At 65.6% G+C, this 22,135-nt stretch carries 17 protein-coding genes and 4 tRNA genes; 6 read left to right on the forward strand and 15 right to left on the reverse strand.

Annotation, left to right across the window (positions count from 1 at the left end):
• Positions 1–150: 150 nt before the first annotated feature.
• The 4 genes from C6A82_RS22750 to C6A82_RS22765 are packed head-to-tail and all read right to left on the reverse strand — an operon-like array spanning position 151 to position 4,297.
• Positions 151–1,155, reverse strand: a complete 1,005-nt coding sequence (locus C6A82_RS22750) for a zinc-binding dehydrogenase (RefSeq protein ID WP_105342219.1) — start codon at positions 1,153–1,155, stop codon at positions 151–153.
• A gap of 6 nt (positions 1,156–1,161) precedes the next feature.
• Positions 1,162–2,022, reverse strand: coding sequence for an SDR family oxidoreductase (locus tag C6A82_RS22755; RefSeq protein WP_105342221.1), 861 nt, complete (start codon positions 2,020–2,022; stop codon positions 1,162–1,164).
• Positions 2,019–2,942 carry an alpha/beta fold hydrolase gene (locus C6A82_RS22760; protein ID WP_105342223.1) on the reverse strand — a complete coding sequence of 308 codons (924 nt, stop codon included), beginning with the start codon at positions 2,940–2,942 and terminating at the stop codon, positions 2,019–2,021. The genes C6A82_RS22755 and C6A82_RS22760 overlap by 4 nt, the downstream gene beginning before the upstream one ends.
• Positions 2,939–4,297, reverse strand: a complete 1,359-nt coding sequence (locus C6A82_RS22765) for a cytochrome P450 (protein WP_105342225.1) — start codon at positions 4,295–4,297, stop codon at positions 2,939–2,941. Before C6A82_RS22765 ends, C6A82_RS22760 begins: the two co-directional genes overlap by 4 nt.
• Positions 4,298–4,445: 148 nt before the next feature.
• On the opposite strand from C6A82_RS22765, the gene C6A82_RS22770 reads away from it, so the two are divergent.
• Positions 4,446–4,949, forward strand: a complete 504-nt coding sequence (locus C6A82_RS22770) for an SRPBCC family protein (RefSeq protein ID WP_105342227.1) — start codon at positions 4,446–4,448, stop codon at positions 4,947–4,949.
• Between the two features lie 71 nt (positions 4,950–5,020).
• On the opposite strand, the gene C6A82_RS22775 is transcribed toward C6A82_RS22770, so the two are convergent.
• The 4 genes from C6A82_RS22775 to C6A82_RS22790 all read right to left on the reverse strand — a co-directional run bounded on the left by C6A82_RS22775 (position 5,021) and on the right by C6A82_RS22790 (position 6,551).
• Positions 5,021–5,914: a cyclopropane mycolic acid synthase family methyltransferase gene (locus C6A82_RS22775; RefSeq protein ID WP_105342228.1), complete on the reverse strand. Its 894-nt coding sequence runs from the start codon at positions 5,912–5,914 to the stop codon at positions 5,021–5,023.
• Positions 5,915–6,233: 319 nt separating this feature from the next.
• Positions 6,234–6,307 (reverse strand) — tRNA-Phe (locus C6A82_RS22780).
• Positions 6,308–6,362: 55 nt separating this feature from the next.
• Positions 6,363–6,439: transfer RNA gene (locus C6A82_RS22785), tRNA-Asp, on the reverse strand.
• Between the two features lie 39 nt (positions 6,440–6,478).
• Positions 6,479–6,551, reverse strand: a tRNA-Glu gene (locus C6A82_RS22790).
• 122 nt (positions 6,552–6,673) lie between these two features.
• Between C6A82_RS22790 and C6A82_RS22795 the strand changes: the two genes are divergently transcribed.
• Both C6A82_RS22795 and C6A82_RS22800 read left to right on the forward strand, forming a co-directional pair.
• Positions 6,674–6,746: transfer RNA gene (locus tag C6A82_RS22795), tRNA-Lys, on the forward strand.
• A gap of 61 nt (positions 6,747–6,807) precedes the next feature.
• Positions 6,808–6,948 (forward strand): hypothetical protein, encoded by a 141-nt coding sequence (locus C6A82_RS22800; RefSeq protein ID WP_158261588.1) that lies wholly within the window; start codon positions 6,808–6,810, stop codon positions 6,946–6,948.
• 252 nt (positions 6,949–7,200) lie between these two features.
• Here the strand turns inward: C6A82_RS22800 and C6A82_RS22805 are convergent, their stop codons facing one another.
• From C6A82_RS22805 to C6A82_RS22825, 5 genes are all read right to left on the reverse strand, one after another.
• Complete coding sequence (locus tag C6A82_RS22805) at positions 7,201–8,748, reverse strand: IS1182 family transposase (protein WP_311101844.1); 1,548 nt, start codon at positions 8,746–8,748, stop codon at positions 7,201–7,203.
• A 65-nt stretch (positions 8,749–8,813) separates the two neighbouring features.
• The gene (locus tag C6A82_RS22810) at positions 8,814–9,473 is read right to left on the reverse strand and encodes a hypothetical protein (RefSeq protein WP_158261600.1); all 660 of its coding nucleotides are present in this window, start codon (positions 9,471–9,473) and stop codon (positions 8,814–8,816) included.
• Complete coding sequence (locus tag C6A82_RS22815; RefSeq protein ID WP_142405888.1) at positions 9,380–9,946, reverse strand: hypothetical protein; 567 nt, start codon at positions 9,944–9,946, stop codon at positions 9,380–9,382. The genes C6A82_RS22810 and C6A82_RS22815 overlap by 94 nt, the downstream gene beginning before the upstream one ends.
• A 9-nt stretch (positions 9,947–9,955) precedes the next feature.
• Positions 9,956–14,320: an Ig-like domain-containing protein gene (locus C6A82_RS22820; protein WP_105342779.1), complete on the reverse strand. Its 4,365-nt coding sequence runs from the start codon at positions 14,318–14,320 to the stop codon at positions 9,956–9,958.
• Positions 14,321–14,810: 490 nt separating this feature from the next.
• Positions 14,811–18,029, reverse strand: a complete 3,219-nt coding sequence (locus C6A82_RS22825; RefSeq protein WP_233216792.1) for an AAA family ATPase — start codon at positions 18,027–18,029, stop codon at positions 14,811–14,813.
• A 600-nt stretch (positions 18,030–18,629) separates the two neighbouring features.
• On the opposite strand from C6A82_RS22825, the gene C6A82_RS22830 reads away from it, so the two are divergent.
• The 3 genes from C6A82_RS22830 (at position 18,630) to C6A82_RS22840 (ending at position 21,123) form a co-directional block, all read left to right on the forward strand.
• On the forward strand, positions 18,630–19,319 hold the full coding sequence (locus tag C6A82_RS22830; protein ID WP_158261589.1) for a YcnI family protein: 690 nt from the start codon (positions 18,630–18,632) through the stop codon (positions 19,317–19,319).
• A 185-nt stretch (positions 19,320–19,504) separates the two neighbouring features.
• Positions 19,505–19,762, forward strand: a complete 258-nt coding sequence (locus C6A82_RS22835) for a hypothetical protein (protein WP_311101488.1) — start codon at positions 19,505–19,507, stop codon at positions 19,760–19,762.
• On the forward strand, positions 19,759–21,123 hold the full coding sequence (locus C6A82_RS22840; protein WP_105342276.1) for a hypothetical protein: 1,365 nt from the start codon (positions 19,759–19,761) through the stop codon (positions 21,121–21,123). The genes C6A82_RS22835 and C6A82_RS22840 overlap by 4 nt, the downstream gene beginning before the upstream one ends.
• A 391-nt stretch (positions 21,124–21,514) precedes the next feature.
• Here the strand turns inward: C6A82_RS22840 and C6A82_RS22845 are convergent, their stop codons facing one another.
• Positions 21,515–21,724 (reverse strand): pyridoxamine 5'-phosphate oxidase family protein, encoded by a 210-nt coding sequence (locus C6A82_RS22845; RefSeq protein ID WP_233216755.1) that lies wholly within the window; start codon positions 21,722–21,724, stop codon positions 21,515–21,517.
• Positions 21,721–21,900 carry a hypothetical protein gene (locus tag C6A82_RS22850; RefSeq protein WP_142405866.1) on the reverse strand — a complete coding sequence of 60 codons (180 nt, stop codon included), beginning with the start codon at positions 21,898–21,900 and terminating at the stop codon, positions 21,721–21,723. The genes C6A82_RS22845 and C6A82_RS22850 overlap by 4 nt, the downstream gene beginning before the upstream one ends.
• Positions 21,901–22,135 lie beyond the last annotated feature (235 nt).

Here is a 22,135-nt window from a genome sequence, read left to right on the forward strand (position 1 = left end):
CAGTTGGATTCCGGCCTTGCCGACCGCGAGATCCAGTGTCACGCTCGATTTCGGCGGGGCGACCTCTTCTGTCGACCCACGGGTCTGACTTCACACCGCCGCACGACGGCTCGAGGCGCCCCGCCCCAACGCCACTAATTCAGCAGTCTCCTAGGGCACCAGCACCACCTTGCCGACGTTCTCGCGTGCCGCCAGAATCCGGTGCGCCTCACCGGCGTTCGCGAACGGCACCGCTGCGTGCACCACCGGCACGGCGATGCCGTCGGTCAGGGCGGTGGTGAGCGGCCCGATCCACGGCTCGAGCGTGCCTCTGTCGTCCCATAGTTTGAGCATGTTCAGCCCGATGACGGCCTTGCTGTCCGACAACTGGTTGACGAGGTTGAAGCCACGAAGCATCGGCAGCAGCTGCGGCAACGCGGTGCGCAGCGAGCGCTTCTCGCCCTGCTGCATAGCCGAGAAGCCGTACGCGACGATGCGCCCGCCTGGCCGAATGAGCTCGTAGGAACGCTTGAGTGATTTTCCGCCCATCGCATCGAGCACGATGTCGTAGGGCGGCAGACCTTTCCACCAACCGTCCTTGCGGTAGTCGATGGTGCGGTCCACGCCGTACTCGACGAGCCTGGCGTGCTTCCCCGGCGAGGCGGTGCCGTGGATTTCGGCGCCAGCGGCCTTGGCCAGCTGTATCGCCGCGATCCCCACGCCGCCTGCCGCCGCGTGGATCAGCACCCGCTCTCCTGCGCGCAACGAGCCGTACCCGTGCAGTGCCGCCCACGCCGTGGCGTAGTTGACCGGTATCGCGGCGCCCTGCTCGAAACTCAGCGACTCGGGCAGCGGAATCGCGTCCTGCGCGGAGATGTTCACGATTTCGGCGTAGCCGCCGAATCGTGTTCCGCCGAAGACCCGTTCGCCGATGCGTGCTGGATCGACACCGTCACCGACCGCCTCGATGGTGCCCGACACCTCGTAACCGACGACGCAGGGCGGCTTGGGCGCGTCGGGGTAGAGGCCGACGCGTGCGAGATGGTCCGCGAAGTTCACCCCCGCGGCCCGCACGGCGATCTGCACTTGGCCCGTCGACGGTGGCGGCGGGTCCGGTCGCTGCGCGACCTTCAGTACCGAAATGTCACCGTGTTTGGTGATGACGACGGCGCGCACGATCGGTCAGACCTTCGCGTCGGCAGGCTGTTGTGCGCGACTCCGGAGGCGCCCAACGACCGCGCCGAGCAGGTCGTAGTAATGGGTGGGCGCCACCCGGGTCAGGATGTCGAAGAGATAGGCGTCGGGACCGACGAGGATGCGCGCCTTGCCGCGCTCGACCCCCTTGTGGATGATTTCGGCGGCCTTGTCCGGCTGCGTCATCGTGATTGCGGCGAACTCCTGCGCCATCTGCTCATGGGTTCGGCCGCGCCCCTCCGGATCCTTGCGGAACCGGGCATTGCGCACGATGTTGGTGTTGATGCCGCCGGGGTGGACATTGACCGCGGTCACCCCGGTGCCGCGAAGCTCCTGACGAAGCGAGTCGGTGAAACCCCGAACCGCGAACTTCGCCGAGCAGTATGCACTCTGGTTGGGCATCCCGGCCAGCCCGAACACGCTCGAGGTGTTCACGATCACCCCGGAATCCTGCTCGACCAGGATCGGCAGAAACGCCCGCGTGCCGTTGACGACGCCGTGGAAGTTGATGTCCCACAACCAGTTGTCGTCATCGACGTTGGAATCGAGAACGCTCGAGGCGACGGCGACGCCGGCGTTGTTGAACACCGCTGCCAGCGGAGCGGGTGCCCAGTCCTGCACCTCGGCCGCGAAGTCGCGCTGGGCGTCGGCATCACGAACATCGAGCACTCGCGTCAGGCTGGGACCCGAAAGGCCCGCCTCGGTCTCCTTCAATCCGACCTCGTCGACGTCGACGAGCGCAACCGGGCTGCCGTGACTGGAAAGACGGTGCGCCAGGCCGCGACCGATACCGGACGCCGCTCCCGAGATGACGACCGTGCGGCCGCTGATTCGTCTGCGAGTGCTCATGAGTGCTCCTTGAGTTCCGTGGTGTCGATGGGGGCCGACGCGACATGGTCGGTGAGGAGATCGAGCACGCGTTCCCACACCCCGCTCGGAAGATCGTGGCCCATCCCTGCGATGGTTTCCAGGCGGGCGCAGCGGATCGCACGCGCCGTTGCGTCGCCCCCGGTCGGGTTCACCATCCGGTCGCGGTTGCCGTGGATCACCAGCGTCGGAACGTCGATCTGGGCCAGTTCGCGGGTGCGGTCACCGGATCGGAAGACGGCCGCGAGCTGACGCGGGGTGCCAGCGCTCGATTGATCGCGCTCCCACGCGATCGCTGCCCGGTCGCGCACGCGTTGCTCGTCGAACGGGAAGCCGGGCGAGCCGATGTGGCGGAAGATCGCGATATCGCGTGCGATCGCCGCGTCGCGGCTACGCGGCGGCTTGGACGTCGCCAGTCGCCACCATGTCGACACGGCCGGACGGCCGATCCGCGGAGCACCGGTGGTCGACATGATGGACGTCAGCGTGCGGACCCGGCCCGGGTAGTGCGCGGCAACGGTCTGGGCGATCATGCCGCCCATCGAGATACCGGCCAGATGCGCGTCCCGATAGCCGAGCACGTCGAGCAGCCCGACAGTGTCTCGCGCCATGTCGCCGAGGTGGTACTGCTGCGGGTGATTGCCACCGCGCAGAATCGAAAGCGGCTTCGGCGGAGGGAATTTCATGTGAGTGGATCGTCCGACGTCGCGGTTGTCGAACCGAGTGACGCGGTAGCCGCGAGCGGCCAACGCCGTTACGAACTCGATCGGCCAGGAGCCGTGCAGCTGTTGCCCCAAGCCCGCGATGAGCACAATCGGCGGATCGTTCGGGTCGCCGACCTGCTCGTAACACAACTCGATGCCGCGGCCGACGTCGGCGACTGTCTGGTTGGCTTCCGTCATGCCGGCACCCTCTCCGAATCGCTGCGAGTTGTTGATGTCGATGCCACCTTTCGTCGGTAGACAACGGCCCGCCCACCGCGTGCCGGTGCTGTGGCCACGCCGCGTGAGTGAACGCGCTCGCCCGCGGCATACGTTGTGCCGAACTCGAATTCCCGCAGCAGCGTTCGCAGCGTGACGTTCAGTTCCATGTTCGCGAAGGCGGCGCCGATACACCGGCGGATGCCTCCGCCATACGGGATCCACGTGTGGGTATCGGGACTGGCCCCGAGGAAGCGGTCCGGGTTGAACGACGTCGGGTTGGCGAAGTTCTGCTCTGACGAATGCGACATCGTGATGCTCGCGATGACGGCGTGCCCCTCGGGAATGACCCACTCGCCCAGCCGAATTCGCTGGCGCGCGACCCTGACGGTGGCTTCGACGACGGGGCGGACGCGCTGCACTTCCCAGATCGTCGCCTGCAGCAGCTCGGTTCCGCCTGCGTCGGCCCCCGCGGTGAGCCGGGCGAGCAGACGCGGATGCCTGCGCAACCGCTCGACCGCCCACGCCAACGTCGTCGCGGTGGTCTCATGGCCCGCCGACAGCAGTGTGAGCAGTTCGTCCGCGATGTGATCGTCGGAGATCGGCGAGCCGTCCTCGTAGCGCGCCTGCAGCATGAGGGCGAGCACGTCGTTGCGTTCTCCGAATGCGGGATCGTTGCGCGCCTCGGCGATGAGTTCGGCGATGATCTCGTTGTAGCGCCTGCGGTACCGCTGGACCCGTCCCCATGGGCTCCACGGCCCGAGATCGCGCCGAAAAGCCGCGGGCATCACCGCCAGTCGGGAGGCGAGCGGGATCATCGAGGGAAACAGCTCCCGCAGTTTGTCGAATGCGCTGCCCTGCGCGCCGAACACCGTGCGGAGGATGGCGTTCAGCGTGATGCGCATCATCGGCTGCAACGTCTCGAACTCGCGACCCTCTGGCCAGGTCGCGATCTCGCGCATGACTTCGTCTTCGACGATCGCCTCGTAGCCGGCCATGCGCTTGCCGTGAAACGGCGGCACGAGCAGCTTTCGGCGGGCCCGGTGCTCGTCGCCGTCGAGGCTGAACGTCGAGCCGGGGCCGAGGACGGTGCCGAGGTTGGAGGCGCGGCCGACGAGGTCGCTGCTCGTGGTGAACAGGTCCTTGACCAGAGCCGGATCGCTGACCACGGCGGTTTCGCCGAAGATCGGCAGATTCACCGTGAACGCGGTGCCGTAGCGCCGGCCTATCAAGGCCACCGCACGGTGACGCGCGGTGAGGAAGGCCACGCCCATGACGGCCTTCGGTATCCGCGGTCCCGGCGGCAGCCGAACCGGGTCCTTCGTGGCCTCACCCATGTCGCCCCTTAAGTTTGGTACTCCAAGGTACCGCTTACGGTACGTGACCGTACCGGCGACGACAACCCCCCTTCTACATATGTTCAATAACGACGCTGTTGTCGGTGCGTGCGCGCATAGCCCGACCTATACGGCATGCTGATCAGCTGTGACCCGCTGGTATTCGCTCGAGCCAGCCGACGAGGACTTCCTGACGTCGGCTCCGCATGTTTTCACCTACCAAAAGCGTTTCGCCGCGCCGCCCGACGCGGTGTGGGAGCAGCTCACGTCGGACGCCTCGATCGCGGCGTGGGGCCCTGCAACGAAGGAAGTCAACTGGACTTCGCCACGGCCGTTCGGTGTCGGCACCACCCGGGAGGTCGTGGCGCCCGCCGGCGCAACCATGCGCGAGCGCTTCTTCCTGTGGCAGGAAGGAACCCGGCACGCCTTCGCGAGCTATGAGTCGACGCTGCCCATCTTCAAACGCTTCGCCGAGGACTACATCGTCGAAGCCGATGGAAACGACACGCTCTTCACATGGGTGTTGGCTTTCGAACCGAAGCACACGTTGGCATTGCCGGTCAAGGCGCTGGCACCCGTTATCAAGGCTGCTTTCGGCAAGGTGCCCAATGACGGTCAGCGCTACTGGGCCAAGCGTTCTAAGCGCGCATAGCCGGCCTGGTCACCTTCGATGTTGAAGTGCCCGGCCGAAACACGTTCCTCGGCTGAGCCCGCCCCAGTCGGTCAGCCGTTTTTCGTCAAAGTGAACTGGCATACGTCGGTGTAGCCGTCACGGAACAGGTCGGCGCAACCGGTGAGGTACTTCATGTAGCGCTGGTAGACCTCGTCGGATTGAACCGCAATCGCCTGCTCGCGGTGGCTCTGCAGCGTTGCCGCCCACATGTCCAGCGTGCGAGCGTAGTGAAGCTGCAGCGGCTGGACGCGGGCCACTCGAAAACCGGCTTTTACCGCGTGTTGCTTAACTTGGGCGACCAAGGGCAGCTCTCCGCCGGGAAAAATCTCATCCATGATGAACAAGATGAACTTCAGCAGTTTCGCCGGTAGCTTCAGCCCCCGCTTCTGGACCTCTTCCATGCTCGCTCTGACGATCGTATGCAGCAGCATCACGCCATCGGGGGGCAGCACGGAGTGGGCCATGGTGAAGAAGTCGTCGTAGCGAGCTTTGCCGAAGTGCTCGAACGCGCCGATCGAAACGATCCGGTCTACCGGTTCGCGGAACTCCTCCCAGCCGGCCAAGTACACCCGCCGGCTGCGCGTGCTGGCCATCGCTCGGAACAATCGGTCAACGGCGATGGCCTGGTTTCTGCTCAAGGTCAGGCCGACGACGTTGACGTCGTATTTCTCCACGGCACGCCGCAGCGTGGCGCCCCAGCCGCAACCGATGTCGAGCAGCGTCATGCCAGGCTGCAGCCCTAGCTTGCCCAATGCCAGGTCGATTTTGGCGATTTGGGCCTGCTCCAGAGTCATGTCGTCGCGCTCGAAGTAGGCGCAGCTGTAGGTCTGGGTCGGATCGAGGAAGAGCCGGAAGAACTCATCGGACAGGTCGTAATGAGCCTGGACGTTCTCGAAATCCGGTCGCAGGCCGGTCCTTTCCCCACCCGTAGGCACCGACGCCATGGCGCGAGATTATGCGCCGACCCACATCGACGCAATAGCCGGCGGCGATTACGGCGCTATAGTCGCCAGCCTGGTGGGGTGATCCGCCAAGCATGGTGATGACGCTGTATATCACCGGCTGCCGTCGGCTTCGACGACCTCATCGTGGATCTGCTGACCAGCAGAATGGCAAATTTATCGGAGTCGCTCAGGCGGTATGGGATGAGCTCACGTGTGCGAACCCGCGGTGTCGATGTCAACACCGACAGATCCAGTCCCTGCTTCGACGGCGACAGCTTCAATCTGCCGCGCTATACCCTCTGAGTTGCACAAAAGCTTGTGGCCAGGGCCGGGATCGAACCGGCGACCTTCCGCTTTTCAGGCGGACGCTCGTACCAACTGAGCTACCTGGCCCCACGGGCGCCGATGTTGTAACGCTTCTCGCGTGCGCGAGTACTTCGCCGCCGTTTGGCGACCCTGACGGGACTCGAACCCGCGACCTCCGCCGTGACAGGGCGGCGCGCTAACCAACTGCGCCACAGGGCCTTGCTTCCTACATCCTGCTCCGCGTTTCCGCGCAGCGTGTACCCCCTACGGGATTCGAACCCGCGCTACCGCCTTGAAAGGGCGGCGTCCTAGGCCGCTAGACGAAGGGGGCCTGCCGAATCTCTCCGGGGTACTCGCAACGTCGATGACGCTGGGAGCCTCGATAGCTTAGGTTACCGGGACCCGAATCCTCAAACGAACTTCCGTCGGCCACCCAGTATCCTTACCCATCGCGCCCCTATAGCTCAGTTGGTAGAGCTACGGACTTTTAATCCGCAGGTCCCAGGTTCGAGCCCTGGTGGGGGCACGGAGTAACAGCAGGATTATGTTGGGCTCTGGGCTCTCGCGTCCGTAACCGCGACGGCACCGTGACCACCCAGGAGGTCGGAGTCTCCTATTGCACCGAGGGCCGCATGCAGCTGGTCCAGGACCGCAAGCGGCTTGCCGGAGTGAAGGCACGTTTGGAGCGGGAGCGGGCTGTTCGTGACGACCTCTTCGGAGATCGCTGATGACTTACTCACCTCGGGAAACGGCCTCCAGGGCCGCCCACGCTCCGGATATGGCGGGCCCTAGGGATCGTCGCGCCTGCACCTACCTGTCGGCGACTAGGAGACTGCTGAATTAGTGGCGTTGGGGCGGGGCGCCTCGAGCCGTCGTGCGGCGGTGTGAAGTCAGACCCGTGGGTCGACAGAAGAGGTCGCCCCGCCGAAATCGAGCGTGACACTGGATCTCGCGGTCGGCAAGGCCGGAATCCAACTGTGTTAGGCGATAGCCCAGGTAGTTCCGGTGTGAGTCAGGCCCAGTGAGATGAGGCGACGCAGGTTGAGTGCGGCGCTGCGGTGGTGCAGCCAGTGGTCGTTGCGGGTGACGCCGCGGTAGCGGACTCTGCGGTTGTTGCGGGTGAGCCAGGCGATGGAGCGTTCGACCATGGGCCGATGCTGGCGGTACTCGGCTTGCCACTCGGGGTCGCGTGCTCGACTGCGGGCTGCGCGCTGCAGCGGTTCGTACTCACTGAGGGTGAGTTTGCGTCCGTTAACCGCGGTAGTGCATTGAGACGCTAAAGGGCATGAGCGGCAACGTGTTGTGAAACCGACTCCGCCGCTGGGCGGAATCGGCAGCGTGTGGTTGGCCGGGCAGGTGACGGTGCGGGCGTCGAAATCGATGGTGAAGTCATCGGTGGTGAATCCGCCGGGTACCGGGGAGCGCAGGGGTATCGGTTTGATGATCGTGGTGTGCTTGGCCTCGGCGAGCGCAGCGCGAGTCGCACCGGTGCCGTAGGCCGAATCGCCGAGCACTCGCACCGGGCTCGGCTCGTCCTCCAGGAGGGCCAACCCGATGACGGCTTCGTGGTTGTCAGATCCGCTGGCTTTGGTCAGCGCGCAGTCGGTGATGATCCCGGTGTCGGGTTCGATCGCGAGGTGGGCTTTGAACCCGTCCTGACGGCGGTGCACCGTCTTATGGGCGTGGCGGCTGTCGGGATCCACAGTGGAGATCACCCGATCCGGGGCGACCTTCTGCGCGATACGCCAGTGCCCGTCGGTGCCATCGGAGCCCTCGACCGGTTCGACGTCCTGGCCGGCGATCAGCGCCAACAACGCCACCGCCTCAGCAGCCCGAGGATCGAGTTCGTGCTCGGGTAGATGCCCGAGCACTCGATGAGCATCACTGACCAGGCCATCTACCAATGCGTCACGGGCGGCCTTGTCGTTCCAGGCAATCGCGGGCTTGCCCGGGTCGTCGTAATCGTGAGCAGTGCAGTGCTGTTCGATCACCGCTGCGGCGGCGGGAACCTCGCGGCGGACCCGCCGGATCGCGGCGATCAACTGAGTCACGGTGTCCTGAGTAGCCACCGCATCATCGAGGACGGTGGAATCCAACGCCCGCCGCGTCTTCTTGGCCAACACGCCGGTCTCGGTGACGACGGCTTTGACCGCCTCAAAGATTCGGTTCGGCCGAGCTGAGGCCGCCAGTCGGCGCCGCCAGTAGGTCAACGTCGTGGAGTGAAACGCCGGTGCGGTGATCGGCAATCCGCAGGCCGCCTTCCACCGCAGGTCAAAGGTGACCGCGTCGACGGTCTCGTTATCCGACAGGCCGTGCAGCGCCTGCAGGGTGATCACGCTGGCCATCACCTCAGCCGGAACACTGGGCCGACCCCGCCGCGAGGGAAACAGATCGGCGAACATCTCCTCAGGAAACAACTCACTCCGATGTGCGGACAGGAACGCAAACACACTGTCGGACTTCAGAAGATGCCCGGCCACCGACTCGGCATCCAACAACTCTCGCTGATCATCAGATCGACCCTGCACCATCTAATGATCCCGAAAACCCCAGCACAAGCACCCCCGCCACGCCGCAATAATTCAGCAGTCTCCTAGGGCGCAGGCTTCACGATCTTGAAGACCGTCAATCGGGTGGTGCCGTCGCCGGGGAAGATACTTGCAACGTTTATGGCGCGGGTGCCGTTAGCACTCACCACCGAGTACTGAGGGTCCTCCATGTAGGGCGACGCTGAGCCGATTTGCTTGCCCGTGGTCGGGTCGACCTCCGTCACCCACAAACCGTAGTTGCCCGTGCCCGTGTCGTAGACGCGTGTGGTGATCAGTGCGCGGGTGCCATCAGCGTTCAACCGCGGCGAGCCGATTTGTTCGGCATTGAAGGTGAGTGTGTCACCAATCTGGACGCCGTTGGTGGTGTCGATTACCGCGACCCGGGTGGTGTAAACGCCGGTCTGTGCGGCGTAGCTGCGAGTGGTGATCAGAACGCGGCTACCGTCTGCGTCTAACGGCAGGGAGGCAGATGGTTCGCCCGTGACTATGACGGCGTTACCAATCTGGCTGCCGGTGGTGGTGTCGACCACGGCCACCCGGGTGACGTTGTCGACGATGGCCGGGTTGTATGTCGCTGTCGCGACCACGGCGCGCTTGTTTATGGTAGTAGTCACCAGCGGTTGTGAGTTAGAGCTGTAGCCAGGGACAGTGATCGCAAGCGTTTCGCCAATTTGAGCGCCGGTCGCGTTGTCGAGAACCGCCACGTTCGTGGTGGTGCTAATCCAGCTGGGGTGTCGGGGACGTAAGCAGTCACCACAGTGCGACTGCCGTCAGAGCTCAACTGCGGATAGCCTTCTCCGAGCACCTCGAGCGTTCTGCCGATTTGGCTGCCCGTGGTGAGGTCGATGACCGCCACCTGGGTGGACGTGATCGATCCCCCGCTATTGGCGGCGTGGGTGGTAAGCAGGATGCGATTACCGTTGGCGTCCAACAGCGGCTTTGCCCTTGAGAGCTCGCCGGCAAGGGGAATGGTGCTGCCGATCTGTTTGCCGGTGGTGGTGTCGATCACCACCGCCCGACTGGTGTAGGGCGTGCCGAAGGTGCTGTCGGTGAGCACCGCACGGGAGCCGTCGGCGTTCAGCACCGGAAGGCCGCTGTACCCGTTGTCGAGGTCGAGGGTGAGGGTGCTGCCGGTCTGGGTGCCGGTGCGGAAGACGGTGGTTGCAGTGGATATCACGAACACGCGCTAAGCGATCTGGAGCACCGACACCCGGGTAGTAGTGGAGGTGGGCGTGGTGGTGATCACGGCCCGGGTGCCATCGGCGCTCAACCATGGAGAGCCTCTTAGTCCGCCTGTGAGGGTGATCGTGGTGCCGGCTTGGGTGCCTGTTGCGGTGTTGATCACCGCCACCTGGGCGCCGGTGGGGCCGTCGGTCGTGACCAGGGCGCGCGTGCCGTTGGCGCTCAGTAGTGAATAGCCGTAGCCGGTGAGGGCGAGGGTAGAGCCGACCTGCATGCCGGTGGTGGTGTCGATCACTGCCACTCGCGTAGTGCTGGTGCCGGTGACCCAGTCGTCGCTGGTTGCGCTGATTACGGCGCGGGTACCGTCGGCGGTCACAAGCGGCGGTCCCGATGCTTGGTAGCCGGTGAGGGTGACGGTGTTGCCGGTCTGAGCGCCGGTGGAGGTGTTGATCACCCTCACCTGGGTGGTGGAGGTGCTCGTGCGCCCGTCGTAAACCACGCTGACGATCAGGGCGCGGCTGCCGTTAGGGCTCAAGAACATTGAAGCAGATGGTGCGGGTTGGCCGGGGAGAGTGAGGGGAGCGAAGACTTGAGTGCCGGTGCTGGTGTCTATTACTGCCACCTGGGCGGTGTCGATGTTGTTGGCGTCCCTGAAATAGGTAGTGATCAGGGCACGGGTACCGTCGGCGCTCAACACCGGTGTGCCCGATACGGAGCCGGTGAGGGTGAGTGTGGTACCGGTCTGGACGCCGGTGATGGTGTTGAACTCTGCCACCCGAGTGGTGAATCCGGTACTTGAGTCCCCCTCGGTGGTGGTGATCAGGACGCGGCTGGCATCTGCGCTCATCAGCCGCACGCCCGATGGGGAGCCGGCGAGCGTCAAGGTGCTGCCGGTCTGGGTGCCGGTGGTGGTGTTGATCATCGTCACTTGGGTGCCGTAGGTGCTGGTCGCCGAGTCGTAGGTCTGAGTGGTGATCAGAGCGCGGGTGCCGTCGGCACTTAACAGTGGAGTGCTGTAGCCGTTGAAGGTGAGGGTGGTGCCGGACTGGGCCCCGGTGGTGGTGTCAATCACCGCCATCCGGGTGGTAAATCCGGTGGTCTGCTCGACGGTGGTGATGAGGGCACGGCTACCGTCGATGTTCAACGGTAACGCGTCTGATATGAGGCCCGGCAGCGTTTGGGTGGTGCCGATCTGTGCGCCGGTTGTGGTATTCATCACCGCTATCCGTGTGGCGTTTGTGTTGGTGACCGAGTCGTAGACGCTTGTGGTGATCATTGCGCGGCTGCCGTCGGCGCCGAACATTAGTGACCTCGATGCGGAGCCGGTGAGGGTGAGGACGGTGCCGGTCTGAGCACCGGTGGTGGTGTTGACAACCGCGACCCGGGTGCTGGTTCCGGTGGCGTCGGCGACGGAGGTGGTGACGACGGCGCGGGTGCCGTCGGCACTCAACACCGTCGAGACAGGGGAGCCGGTGAGCGTGACCGTGGTGCCGGTCTGGGTGCCTGTGGTGGTGTTGAACACCGCCACCCGGGTGGTATTGGTACTGGGCACGGAGGTGGTGACCACGGCGCGGGTGCCGTCGGCGCTCACCGCCGTCGGCGCGCCCGATGGATAGCCGGTGACGGTGGCACTGCCGATGACAGTCACGGTGCGTGCCGGCGTCACGGTGTTGGCTACGGTGACGGTCACAGACGACGTGGTGGTGTTGCCGGCGGCGTCGCGAGCTCGTGCGGTCAGCGTGTGGGTGCCGTTGGCGGCCGTGGTGGTGTTCCACGACACGTTGTAGGGCGCGACGGTATCCTCGGCGCCAAGCGCCACGCCGTCCACCAGGAACTGCACCCCGGCCACCGCGACGTTGTCGGAGGCGGTGGCGTTCAGGGTCACCGTGCCCGAGACGGTCGCGTTGGGGGCGGGTCCGGTGAGGCTCACGGTGGGTGTGATGTTGTCGACGGCGACGGTCACCAGCGACAGCGTCCGGACCTTGCGGTCGTAGGCGTCGGTGACGTAGATGTGGGTGCCGCTGACCGCGATGACGTGCCCGCCGGTCTCCGGGGTGTTCGGGTCGATGGCCACGGTGCGGACCACGGTGTTGGTTCTGGTGTCGATCACCGAGATGGTGTCGTTGCCGTTGGCGACGTAGGCGACGCTGCCGTCGGGGCTGAGCGCCACCGAACTGGGCGAGGAACCCACGGGAATCGATTGGGTTCCAGGAACATTGGGGCCGGTGTCGATCACAGTGTGGGTGGCGGGGTTGATCACCGACACGGTGCCGCTGCCGTTATTGACCACATAGACTCGACTTCGGTCAGGGCTGATCGCCAACGCGCTGGGCGCGGACCCTACTCCGATGTCCATAGACGAGCTGAGGGGGTCGGCGTCAATCCGCTGGTAGGCGTTGGTGCTGGTGTTGATGCGGATCACAGACACCGTGTTGCTGCCGCGGTTGGCCACATACAGCGTGCCCTCGAGACTGGTTGGGGTGGGTGTTGATAGCGCCAGCGCGCTGGGCGAAGAACCCACCGAAATGGATTGGGTTCCAGAGAGGTTGGGGTTGGTGTCGACCAGCTTGTTGGTGGTGGTGTCGATCACCGACACCGTGTTACTGCCGCGGTTGGCCACGTAAAGCCGAGTGCCACTGAGCAGCAGGGCGCTGGGCGAGGAACCCACCGAAATGTCCTTCGAGAAGATGCTCGGGTTGGTGTCGATCAGCTTGTAGGTGTCGGTATTGATCACCGACACCGTGCCGCTGCCGGTGTTGGCCACATACAGTCGCTTGCCATCAGCGCTCAGCGCCAGGGCGCTGGGCGAGGAACCCACCGAAATGTCGGTGGAGAAGATGCTGCTATTGGCGTCGATGCGTTGGCCGGTGGTGGCGTTGATTACCGACACGGTGTTGCTGCCGGTGTTGGCGACATACATCCGGGAGTCACCGGGTGCGGTGCTGATCACTACCGCCGAGGGGCTGCTGCCCACCGCAATCGGTGTCTTGGTTTCAAACTGGGTCGGCGAGACATAAACCGATACCGGTGCGGTAGTGGTGGTCTGGCCGTCGCTAACCGCGACGGTGAAACTGTCGGTGTCGGCCAAGGCAGTCGCCCCGGCGGCCAGCCGGGCAGCATGGGTAGGAGTGTAGGTATAGGCGCCGGTCGCCGGGTTGATCGTGACGGTGCCCTTAGCCGTGGCCCACTGCGACGGGCCCACTGTGGGCGCACCGGTCACGGTGTAGGTCAACGGGTTGTTGTCGGCATCGGCGGCGATCACCGTGCCGGTCACCAGCCCGGTCACCGCATCGGGGATACCGACGGGCTGGGCGGCAACACTCGGCGCCGAATTCGTCGCCGCCGTCGTCATCGTCATCGTCGTGGCCTCGGCGGCGATCGCGAAGCGCTGCTCGCTGGTGCTCGTGTCGACGCTTAGGCTGGTCAGCGTCGAGCTCACGGGTAGTAGGCTTCGGGTTTCCCCGTCCACCGGCTGCCGGAACTGGCGGGGACGAGTGCCCACGGCCGCCAGTGCCAACCCCAGCGGCGAGTTGACAGGTGTCAGCGGACCCAAGCCTGCCGAGGCCAGCACGCCCAACACAATCCCGCTCACGCGTGGGCGCGTTGGTTCCTCGGGGGCAGCCGAGATAGCTTGGCGGACAAGCGGTCCGGTCGGCGGCGCCGAGAAGGTGCTCGTGATCGCCGTCAACGCATTGACGGCCTGCCGTGCGGCCCGTTGGTCTACCGCGACATCGACGACCGTGCCGGCACGCGCTAACGGTTCCGGCCGTGACGGTGTCGCGTCCGCCGTAGCCGTGACCCTGTTGGCATCCAGGCGCGGGGCGCCGGTCGGCTCCTCCACCGGCCGCTGGCCCTTATCCGAGCCGCCCCTCGGGCGCTCCACGGGTGCCTTAGCGGCGGCCGGCGCCTGGTCCGTGGCCGTCGAGTCCGCGACGGGTTTGGGAGCGGCCGCGTAATCTGTCGTCGGCTCCGCGACCACATCAACCGTTGCCGGGGCCTGGCTGCTCGACTCCTCCGGCGAGCGCTTGCCACCACCGGTGGCCAGCACCTCGCCCGGCGGCGCCTGGCGCACCGAGGCGTCCGTCGACTCCGAGGCGTCTGACTTGGGCGCGTTCACCGCGCCAGACCCCCTTGCGGAGGCCTTAGCGGAGCCCGCGGCGATCGATGTGCCCGTGGTGTCAGTGGCGGTCGGGGTGCCCTCGGATTCGGCGGGTCCACCGGCAGCGCCCGCCGCGCCGGTGCTCCCCCCCGAAGTCACCGACCCGGTATCGTCGGCCCACACCACCCCCGGCGTTGTCGCGACCGCCAAGCCCACCCCCAACGCGACCGCTAATCCGCCGACACGACCGATATATATCGCGTTGCTCATGGTCGTTCCTCTCGCGAGCCGCTACGACGGTCGGCGGCCACGGCGTGGTACACCCGTTCGACGTTGCTCTCTGTGATAGGAATCCTGACTCGCGTTCCGTGGCACGGGCTCAGTAGTGCCCTACTGCATTCGCCCGACTTGTCGCGGTACTACTCAAGAATTTTGAGCTGCCGCTTGCTCTCTCCCACACGGCAACGGTCGCGCGTCGTGCGCAGTGAAGACGCTTGTCAGATTGCCTTCACTGCTGAATCGGCCCGCCATCAGGAGAGAGGATGGGCAGAATTTTCAAACGGACCGCCCTGTGCGGGGCCTCGCATCCAACGGGGTGGGGGCACCTCCGATCTTCAGCCGCACATCGAAGGCGACAACTCTCTGGTGGCCGTAATGATGGCGTGGCTCGTGCTGCGCCGTGCGCGCGGGGACCTGAAGCCAAATCCACGGCTGGATGACGATCGAAGCCAGATGCGAATAGAGGTGCCGACCGTCCGCATCACGCCATCTCTTCAGCCCACTTCATATGCCCCTCGAAGCCCAGCGATGTCGCCATGGCACGATAGCGACCCGCCAAGTCCCGGTAGGCAACATTGTCGCCGCGGGCGCGGGCTAGCAGGGCGCGCAGCCGCAGCAGCGTGATCTCGAGTATCGCCCAATCTTCCGTCGCCGTCAGGTTGGCCAACCGGTCGATCGCCTGTTGGGCTTCGGTCAGGTCGCCCTGGTCGCCACGCTCCAGCAGCGTCTCCACCAGAACGCCGGTGCACCCAACGCCAGACCCGAGCCGTCCTGCCCGGTGCAGCTCGTCCACGGCTTGGCGCATGACCGGAATGGCAGCATCGCGGTCGCCGCGCCTGGCCCTTTCCCGGGCGGCCAACAACTCGGTGACCGGGACCATGAAGGGGCCATGCTCGCGCACAAACTCGCGGAGCTGCACCATGATCTCCAGCCCGCGATCACGGTCGGGAGCGGCGTCCCGATACAGCAGCGCGACACCCAACGCGAACTCGGACAAGCCCACTGCGTGATCGTTGCTGGCCGTTCGGGCGGTCTGCACCGCCTCCTCGCTCGCGCGAACCGCGGAGTCATCGGCGCGAAGCACCCCGTAGGTTATCGCCACACCGTAGGTCCAGGAAACGACAAAGGCGACGGTTGTCGGGTCGCTGTTTCGGGCCATCGCGACGGCGTCATGGAGGTCCTGACTCCACCCAGGACGGCCCAGCCACCACCGAGCAACGCTGCGAGCTGCCAGCGCGAACGCAAGCGGTGATCCCACACCGAAGCCGGCGCCCTTGGCGGGGTCACCGGCGGCCAGGTCAACGACGGTCTGCGACCACCGCAAGATCTCGCCGAACTCACCGGCATCGACCCAGTTGACGAACCCTATGACCGCCAACGCCATGATCAGGGCGGGATCGCCGATCGACTCGAGCAGCGCCATCTGTTCGGATGCCAGCCGCGACCCCTCACGCGAACGCCCGGTGTACACGAGCTCGGTGACCAGCCCAGTCATGGCGATCGCCAGCGAGACCTTGTCCCCGGCCGCGCTGCACAACTCTCCCAGCTCCGCGAAGCGGCCCCGGCTTTCCTGGACCGCTCGGGCATAAAAGTCGGTGGCACACAGCATGGCGCGGGGGGCGATGCGCATCGACAATTGGTCGGGCTCGTCGCCGGGTAGCGCGTCGGCGATCCGACGTGCCCGCTCCCAACTGAGCCGGGCGGCGCCGAGATCGCGGTCGGTTGACCACGCGCCGGCGCGCATGTGCCAGCCGAACGCCGCGCGCAGTTCGCCCGCTGCTTCGAGGTGTTCGGCGATCAGCGCCGCGTTCTCCTCCACCAATCCAGGCTCAGACTCTTCAATCGCGGCGGCGAGGCGCCGATGCCACTCGGCGCGATCGGATTTCATCTGCGATTCATATGCCACCGCGCGGATCAGCGGATGGCGGAAGGCGTACTCGGCGCTCGGCGTGAACCCCACCTGATCGATTAGCTCAGCGGTGAGCAGCTCGTCGAACACGGGATCGATGCCCAGCGCGGCCAGCAGTCCCTCCCCGAAGCGGGCCCCGATCACCGACGCCGCGGTCACCGTCCGCTTGGCCGAGGTGCTCAGCCGGTCGATGCGCGCCTCGATGGCCGCCTGCACCGTGGCCGGCACCGCGACGTCGGCGACGTCTGCGTGACAGACGTAGTCCCCGTGCTCGCCGGCCAGCACCCCGCGCTGGGCCAGCTCTCGCACTATCTCCTCGGCGAAAAACGGGTTCCCGGCGGCCCGCTCGGCGACGATCGCCGCCAATTCACCGACCGAGGGATCGGGACCCAGCAGCTCATCGAGCAGCGTCGCGGTGTCCCAATCACTCAGTGGGGCAAGCGCTATCGTCTGGGCGCCGTGCGTCCTGGTCAGTGCTCCCTCGTACTCGGGGCGAGAGGTGATCAGCACCATCGCGGGGGTGCGCGGAATGACGGTGAGGAAGTCGGCCAGCATCGACTCGCTGACCGCATCGATCCAGTGCGCATCCTCGATGATGAACAGCGCCGGTTCGGTGCGCGCCAGCGTTGCCGCGTTCACCAGCGCGGTCAGCCGGCGCCGCCGTGCATCGGGGTCAATGGCGGGCAGCGGCACCTCGGGGTCGGCGACGCCCAGCAGATCATCCAGTAGCAGCAGATCCTGCGGGTCGGCATCGGGCACGTACGCCCGTAACCCAGCGCGGGCGGCGTCACCGTCGAGGTCCGCTACTCGGCTGCCTGCCCGCAGCAGCTGAGCCACGACAAGGAAGGGGACGTCACGAGCATGGGACTCGCAGAACACCCAAAACACCTCGACCCCGCGACCGGCCGCCAGTGCAGCGGCCTCGCGCGCCGCCCGGGACTTGCCGATGCCCGGCGGCCCCACCACATTTACGACACCACCGCGGCCACCGATCGTGCAGTTTACGAGGGCCTCCAAGGCCGCCATCTCCCAGCGCCGACCGACGAGGTCCGCCTCGGCGCGGCCGACCTGGCCATCTCGCGGGCCGATCCCCACCAGCCTTCGCACACGCACCGGCTCGTCGGCCCCCTTGATGCGCACCAACTCGCTGTCCTTCAGGACTGCGGCGTGCTCGACCAACCGTGCGGTGGCCTCCGACAGCATCACTCCGCCCGGGGGCGCCACCGATTCCATCCGCTGCGCCATCCCGACCTGCTCACCGATCGCGCCGTAACCCAAGGCCCCCGAACCGATCTCACCGGCGATCACCTGGCCAGAGTTAAGTCCCACCCGCACCTGGAGTTCCACACCCTCGCACCTTCGGACTTCGACGGCAAGCCGCTTCGCCTCCTCCTGAATGCCCATAGCCGCCAAGCAGGCGCGAAGGGCGTGATCCTCTAGCGCTGCCGGGGCGCCGAAGGTCGCCATCACCCCGTCGCCGGTGTAGTCCACGCTCCCGCCGTAGCGTTGCACCACCGCGGCCGACCGCTCCACGACTTCGGTCATGATCTTGCGGAACCGCTCCATGTCCAGCACGGCCGCGAGGTCCATCGACCGCACCACATCGGCGAACAGCACGGTCACCTGCTTGTACTCCGCGGGTTTGGCGGCAGCGACTACTGGAGCGGCGCACTCGTGGCAGAACTTGTCGCCGGACCGCAGTTCAGCCCCGCACGACCTACACGCCAAGCCGGTGGCGGTCTTGTGGTCGCCATGAATTATTGCCCCAGTGCCGTGATGAGCATCGCTCACGTCAATATCGTGTCACCGCTGGGCGGCCAACATGTGCGATATCGCCGCTGCTGCCGTTGGGATTGCACCGATTTCCGGCGCACACCGTCGAAATCTGTCAAATCCCATTTCTCCCAGGTAGGGCGGACTTTTAATCCGCAGGCCCCAGGTTCGAGCCCTGGTGGGGGCACAAGTACGTCGTATTGCTTCGGTTGATGCCTAGCATCTCGTCTTCGAGTGATGGCTGACGGTGTTTCGGCTGATGCCTTACAGCGCTTCGGTTGATCCTTGACACTTCCAAGAGCGGGACGGAATGTGGGGCAACAAGGAACGATCTCGTGACCCGAAAGTGCAGATTGATAAGGCTTTCGGTCCGGAAGCCTGTTCAGTTGAGGACGACGTGTGAGGCCGCGAACAGCCCGACACAACCGACTCGTTGATAGCGGCCGGGGCAAGTCGCGGCTGCTATTGTTCTCTGGAGCTAGTACGTACTGGCGCGGCCAGTACTTGAAGTGCACGCGGGCAAGTCAGCGATGGGGACGTGTTGCGATGCTCTTCATAGATGTGTCGGCACATTCAGGTGCGGGTCGTCGTCGGCCCAGAGTCGAAGGTGGGGGGCCGGTGGTCCGTTCTTTTCTGCGCTTTGTCGGAGCGTTGTCGGTGGTCGGGGTGGTGGCGCTGGTGGCGAGTTCACCCGCCGCCGCCCATGTCAACGCGGTCCTCGACGGCACTGCGGCGCCGGGGGACTACGCGATGATTACGCTGCGGGTGCCCACCGAGTCGGGCACGGTGGCGACCACGAAGGTGGAGATGCGCATTCCTGACGACGTCGTCCTCAAGACCGTGCTCGTGGAACCGGTGCCGGGCTGGCGCATTGACACGACGAAGAAGAAGATTCCGCCGATCATCGAGGACGACGGCGACCAGGTTACCGAGGTCGTCGACTCGGTGGCTTGGACAGCGACGGGTCCGGGCGTTCCGCTGGGGCAGTTCGTCCAGTTCGGCCTCGACGTCGGGCCGCTGCCCGACATCAGCACCCTTGCCCTCCCGACGGTACAAATCTTCTCCGACGGCACCAAGAGGGAGTTCACGGAGAAGACGACCGAAGAGAATCCCGACCCGGAGTCCCCCGAACCCACGGTGACCATCGGATCCGCACCGAGCGGAGGCGGGATGAGCTCACTCATCGCCTGGACCGCCTTGGGCCTTTCCGTCATCGCGCTGGCGCTCGGGGTGTTCGCCATCGACCGGGCCAGAGGGTCGCGTCCCACCGCGGACGCCGATACGCCGGATGCGGCCGCCGCGGAATGAGGTTCGGCGGGACGAGGACGGCAGTCAAGGATCTGCTTCTGGTCCTCCTGGTCGGCGCCGCCGTGGCGGCATGCGGGTCGGCTTCGGAACCGCCGGCCGCGACAACGACGCAAGCTCCGGAATCTGCTACTGCCTCCGGCACAACTCCGTCGAAGAGCGCGACGACGGTGCCGGATGGGACTGCCGTGGACATCACCATCGCCGGCGACCAGGTCACCCCCACCAACGACCAGGCACGGGCGGTGGCGGGGGAGCCGATAGTGCTCGAGGTGAGCAGTGATGTGGTCGACGTGCTTCACGTTCACTCGGTCCCGGAACAGAAGTTCGACGTGGAGGCGCGCCCCGACCAACGCTTCGAGTTCACCGTCGAGGTGCCCGGACGCGTCGATGTGGAGCTCCACGATCTGCACCGAACGGTTGTCACCTTCGAAGTCCTGCCTTGAGCCCTGAGATCACTTTTCTTGCGCACGGCGTGGGTGGATCGACCGATCTGCCCGTGCCGCTGTCCTACGCGCTGATCGGTGCGGTGTGGGCGTTGGTTTTCACGTTCGCGGTGGTCGCCGTCGCGTGGAAGACGCCGAAGTTCGATCCGACGAAGCCGGGACGGGCTCTGCCGCAGTGGGTGACCCGCATCGTGGACTCTCCGGCGATCCGCCGGCTCGTCGCGGCGATGGCCATGGCGTTCACCGGATGGGTCGCCGTCGCAGCTATATGGGGCCCGCAGGACGGCAACAACGCCTTACCGGGCGTGTTCTACGTCCTGCTGTGGGTAGGTCTCGTCGCCGCGTCGATCGCCGTTGGTCCGCTGTGGCGAGTCGTCTCCCCCGCGCGCACGCTGTACCGGCTCTTCGGGATTCGACGTAACCGCCACCCCGACCGTGAACCCCGCCTCGCATATCCGAACAGTTGGGGCTATTGGCCTGCCGCGCTCGGGCTGTTCGGCTTCGTTTGGTTGGAGCTGGCCAGTCCGGCCCCAGGCTCGCTGACGGCCATCAAGATCTGGATCCTCGTGTATGCCGTTGTGATGCTCGGCGGCGCGGCGGCGTTTGGAACGAGGTGGTTCGCGCGGGCCGACCCGTTCGAGGTGTACAGCGTGGCAGCGTCGCGGCTGTCGCCCTTTCGGCGTAACGGTGCGACCGGGCGCGTCGTGGTGGGCAACCCGCTCGACCATCTGCCGTCCATGCCGGTGCGGCCGGGGACTTTGGCGGTGCTGGCGGTGCTGCTGGGTTCTACCGCGTTCGACAGCTTTTCTGCGGCACCGACTTTCAGGAACTGGGTCGACCGCAATGCGGCATCGGTTCCACTCGTTGATGACACGATGGGCGGCGCCCTGCTCCGGTCCGTGGGTCTGTTGTTCTTCGTTGTCGTTGTGGGAGTGACGTTCTCGGTCGCTGCTCGGGCGACCGGCGGCGTGACTCGCGAGCAGCGGCGGCAACTGCCAGGCCGGTTGGCCCACTGCCTGATTCCGATCGTGGTGGGTTATATCTTCGCGCACTACCTCTCGTATCTGGTGGAGCGCGGTCAGGAGACCGTCGTGCGACTGGCCGACCCCTTGGGGCGCGGCTGGCACCCGCTCGGGCTGGACTCCGGCGACGTGGTGTATTTCCTATCGCTGAATCCCACGTTGCTGTGGACCATCAAGGTCGCGTGCGTCGTCATCGGGCACGTCCTCGGTGTGGTCGCCGCTCACGACCAGGCGTTGCGTGTTCTGCCGACCGGCCATCAACTCGTCGGACAGCTCGCCATGATGCTGACGATGGTCGCCTATACCTTGACCGGCTTATACCTGTTATTCGGTGGTTGAGCCCCTGCCCTGTGCGCCGTCGCGCCCCGGTCGAACTTGCCTGATGGTGATGGTGGTCGGTTACAGAGACACTTCGCTGTTGATTCTTAGCGCCCCTCGGGCAGGTGCGCTCGGCCGATGGCTTGGCGAGGTCGTCGCAGCACGTCGAGGATTGACATGCCGATGCCGTAAGTAGAGAGGGTGTGACGAGGTCGGATCGCTAGGAAGCACAGGTGTCTACCTTCGCTTATGATGTGCTGCTCGGCCTCCAGAATCCGGCGATGAAACCAAGATGACTCGAAGGCGCGAAGCGCGCGCGCGTCTTCGGCGGCCAATACTTCCGCGATACCCTGGAACTGAACTGCAGCGGGCGGGAACATCGGTAGCCGGTGTGGCACTGGGATGACGAAAGCTACCTGTGCATGGTGCGGATGTTGGCCACTTTGACTGTGGTGGTCCTGGTGGTGACATAGAGCGTCAGTGGCTGATCTGGTGGTGACACCGCATAAACCACACCGGTGGCGTGGGGCGCTCCCCTGCGGTCCAGCGTCGACAACGTCGCGAAGGTGCGTCGCCGGATTGCCCGCTCGACTTCCTCGAATCGCTGGCTTCCCTTGGTCATTGCTGACGCACCCGAGGACCACCATGCAGAATCTGCAGTCGTTCGCGGTACTCCGTATCGGTATTCTCTTCGCGGACGAAGCCTGTGGCGAGCACCTGCTCGGCCGAGGCCGGTGGTGGTGAAATTGGCCGTGTCGTGTAGCCGGCGGCGGGTCTGATCAACACGACAACGGACATTGGCCATCTCCTTCCTCTATACCCCAGGGGGGTATATGCAGTAAACGCTATCAGTCGATGCCGCAGGGGCGCAAGTACCCCCTGGGGTATTCCACGTGTCAGGGATGCCGGCCGATCGCGGGCTGCGGGGGGCGACCTTCTTCGGGTAGAAGTGCGGTCACTTTCGGCGGCCGGGCAGTTGGGAATCCGAGCAGCAACAACGAGGCCGCTGGGAGCAGAATCACCTCTGACGCCG

The sequence above is a fragment of the Mycobacterium sp. ITM-2016-00318 genome (assembly GCF_002968285.2).
In the GTDB taxonomy this organism is placed as follows: domain Bacteria; phylum Actinomycetota; class Actinomycetes; order Mycobacteriales; family Mycobacteriaceae; genus Mycobacterium.

What these genes read in the sequence shown, in the direction of transcription:
- C6A82_RS22850 (WP_142405866.1), bottom strand. Translation starts at nt 21,900, where the DNA reads ATGTCCGTTGTCGTGTTGATCAGACCCGCCGCCGGCTACACGACACGG.
- C6A82_RS22845 (WP_233216755.1), bottom strand. Translation starts at nt 21,724, where the DNA reads ATGACCAAGGGAAGCCAGCGATTCGAGGAAGTCGAGCGGGCAATCCGG.
- C6A82_RS22760 (WP_105342223.1), bottom strand. Translation starts at nt 2,942, where the DNA reads ATGACGGAAGCCAACCAGACAGTCGCCGACGTCGGCCGCGGCATCGAG.
- C6A82_RS22755 (WP_105342221.1), bottom strand. Translation starts at nt 2,022, where the DNA reads ATGAGCACTCGCAGACGAATCAGCGGCCGCACGGTCGTCATCTCGGGA.
- C6A82_RS22775 (WP_105342228.1), bottom strand. Translation starts at nt 5,914, where the DNA reads ATGGCGTCGGTGCCTACGGGTGGGGAAAGGACCGGCCTGCGACCGGAT.
- C6A82_RS22820 (WP_105342779.1), bottom strand. Translation starts at nt 14,320, where the DNA reads ATGAGCAACGCGATATATATCGGTCGTGTCGGCGGATTAGCGGTCGCG.
- C6A82_RS22765 (WP_105342225.1), bottom strand. Translation starts at nt 4,297, where the DNA reads ATGGGTGAGGCCACGAAGGACCCGGTTCGGCTGCCGCCGGGACCGCGG.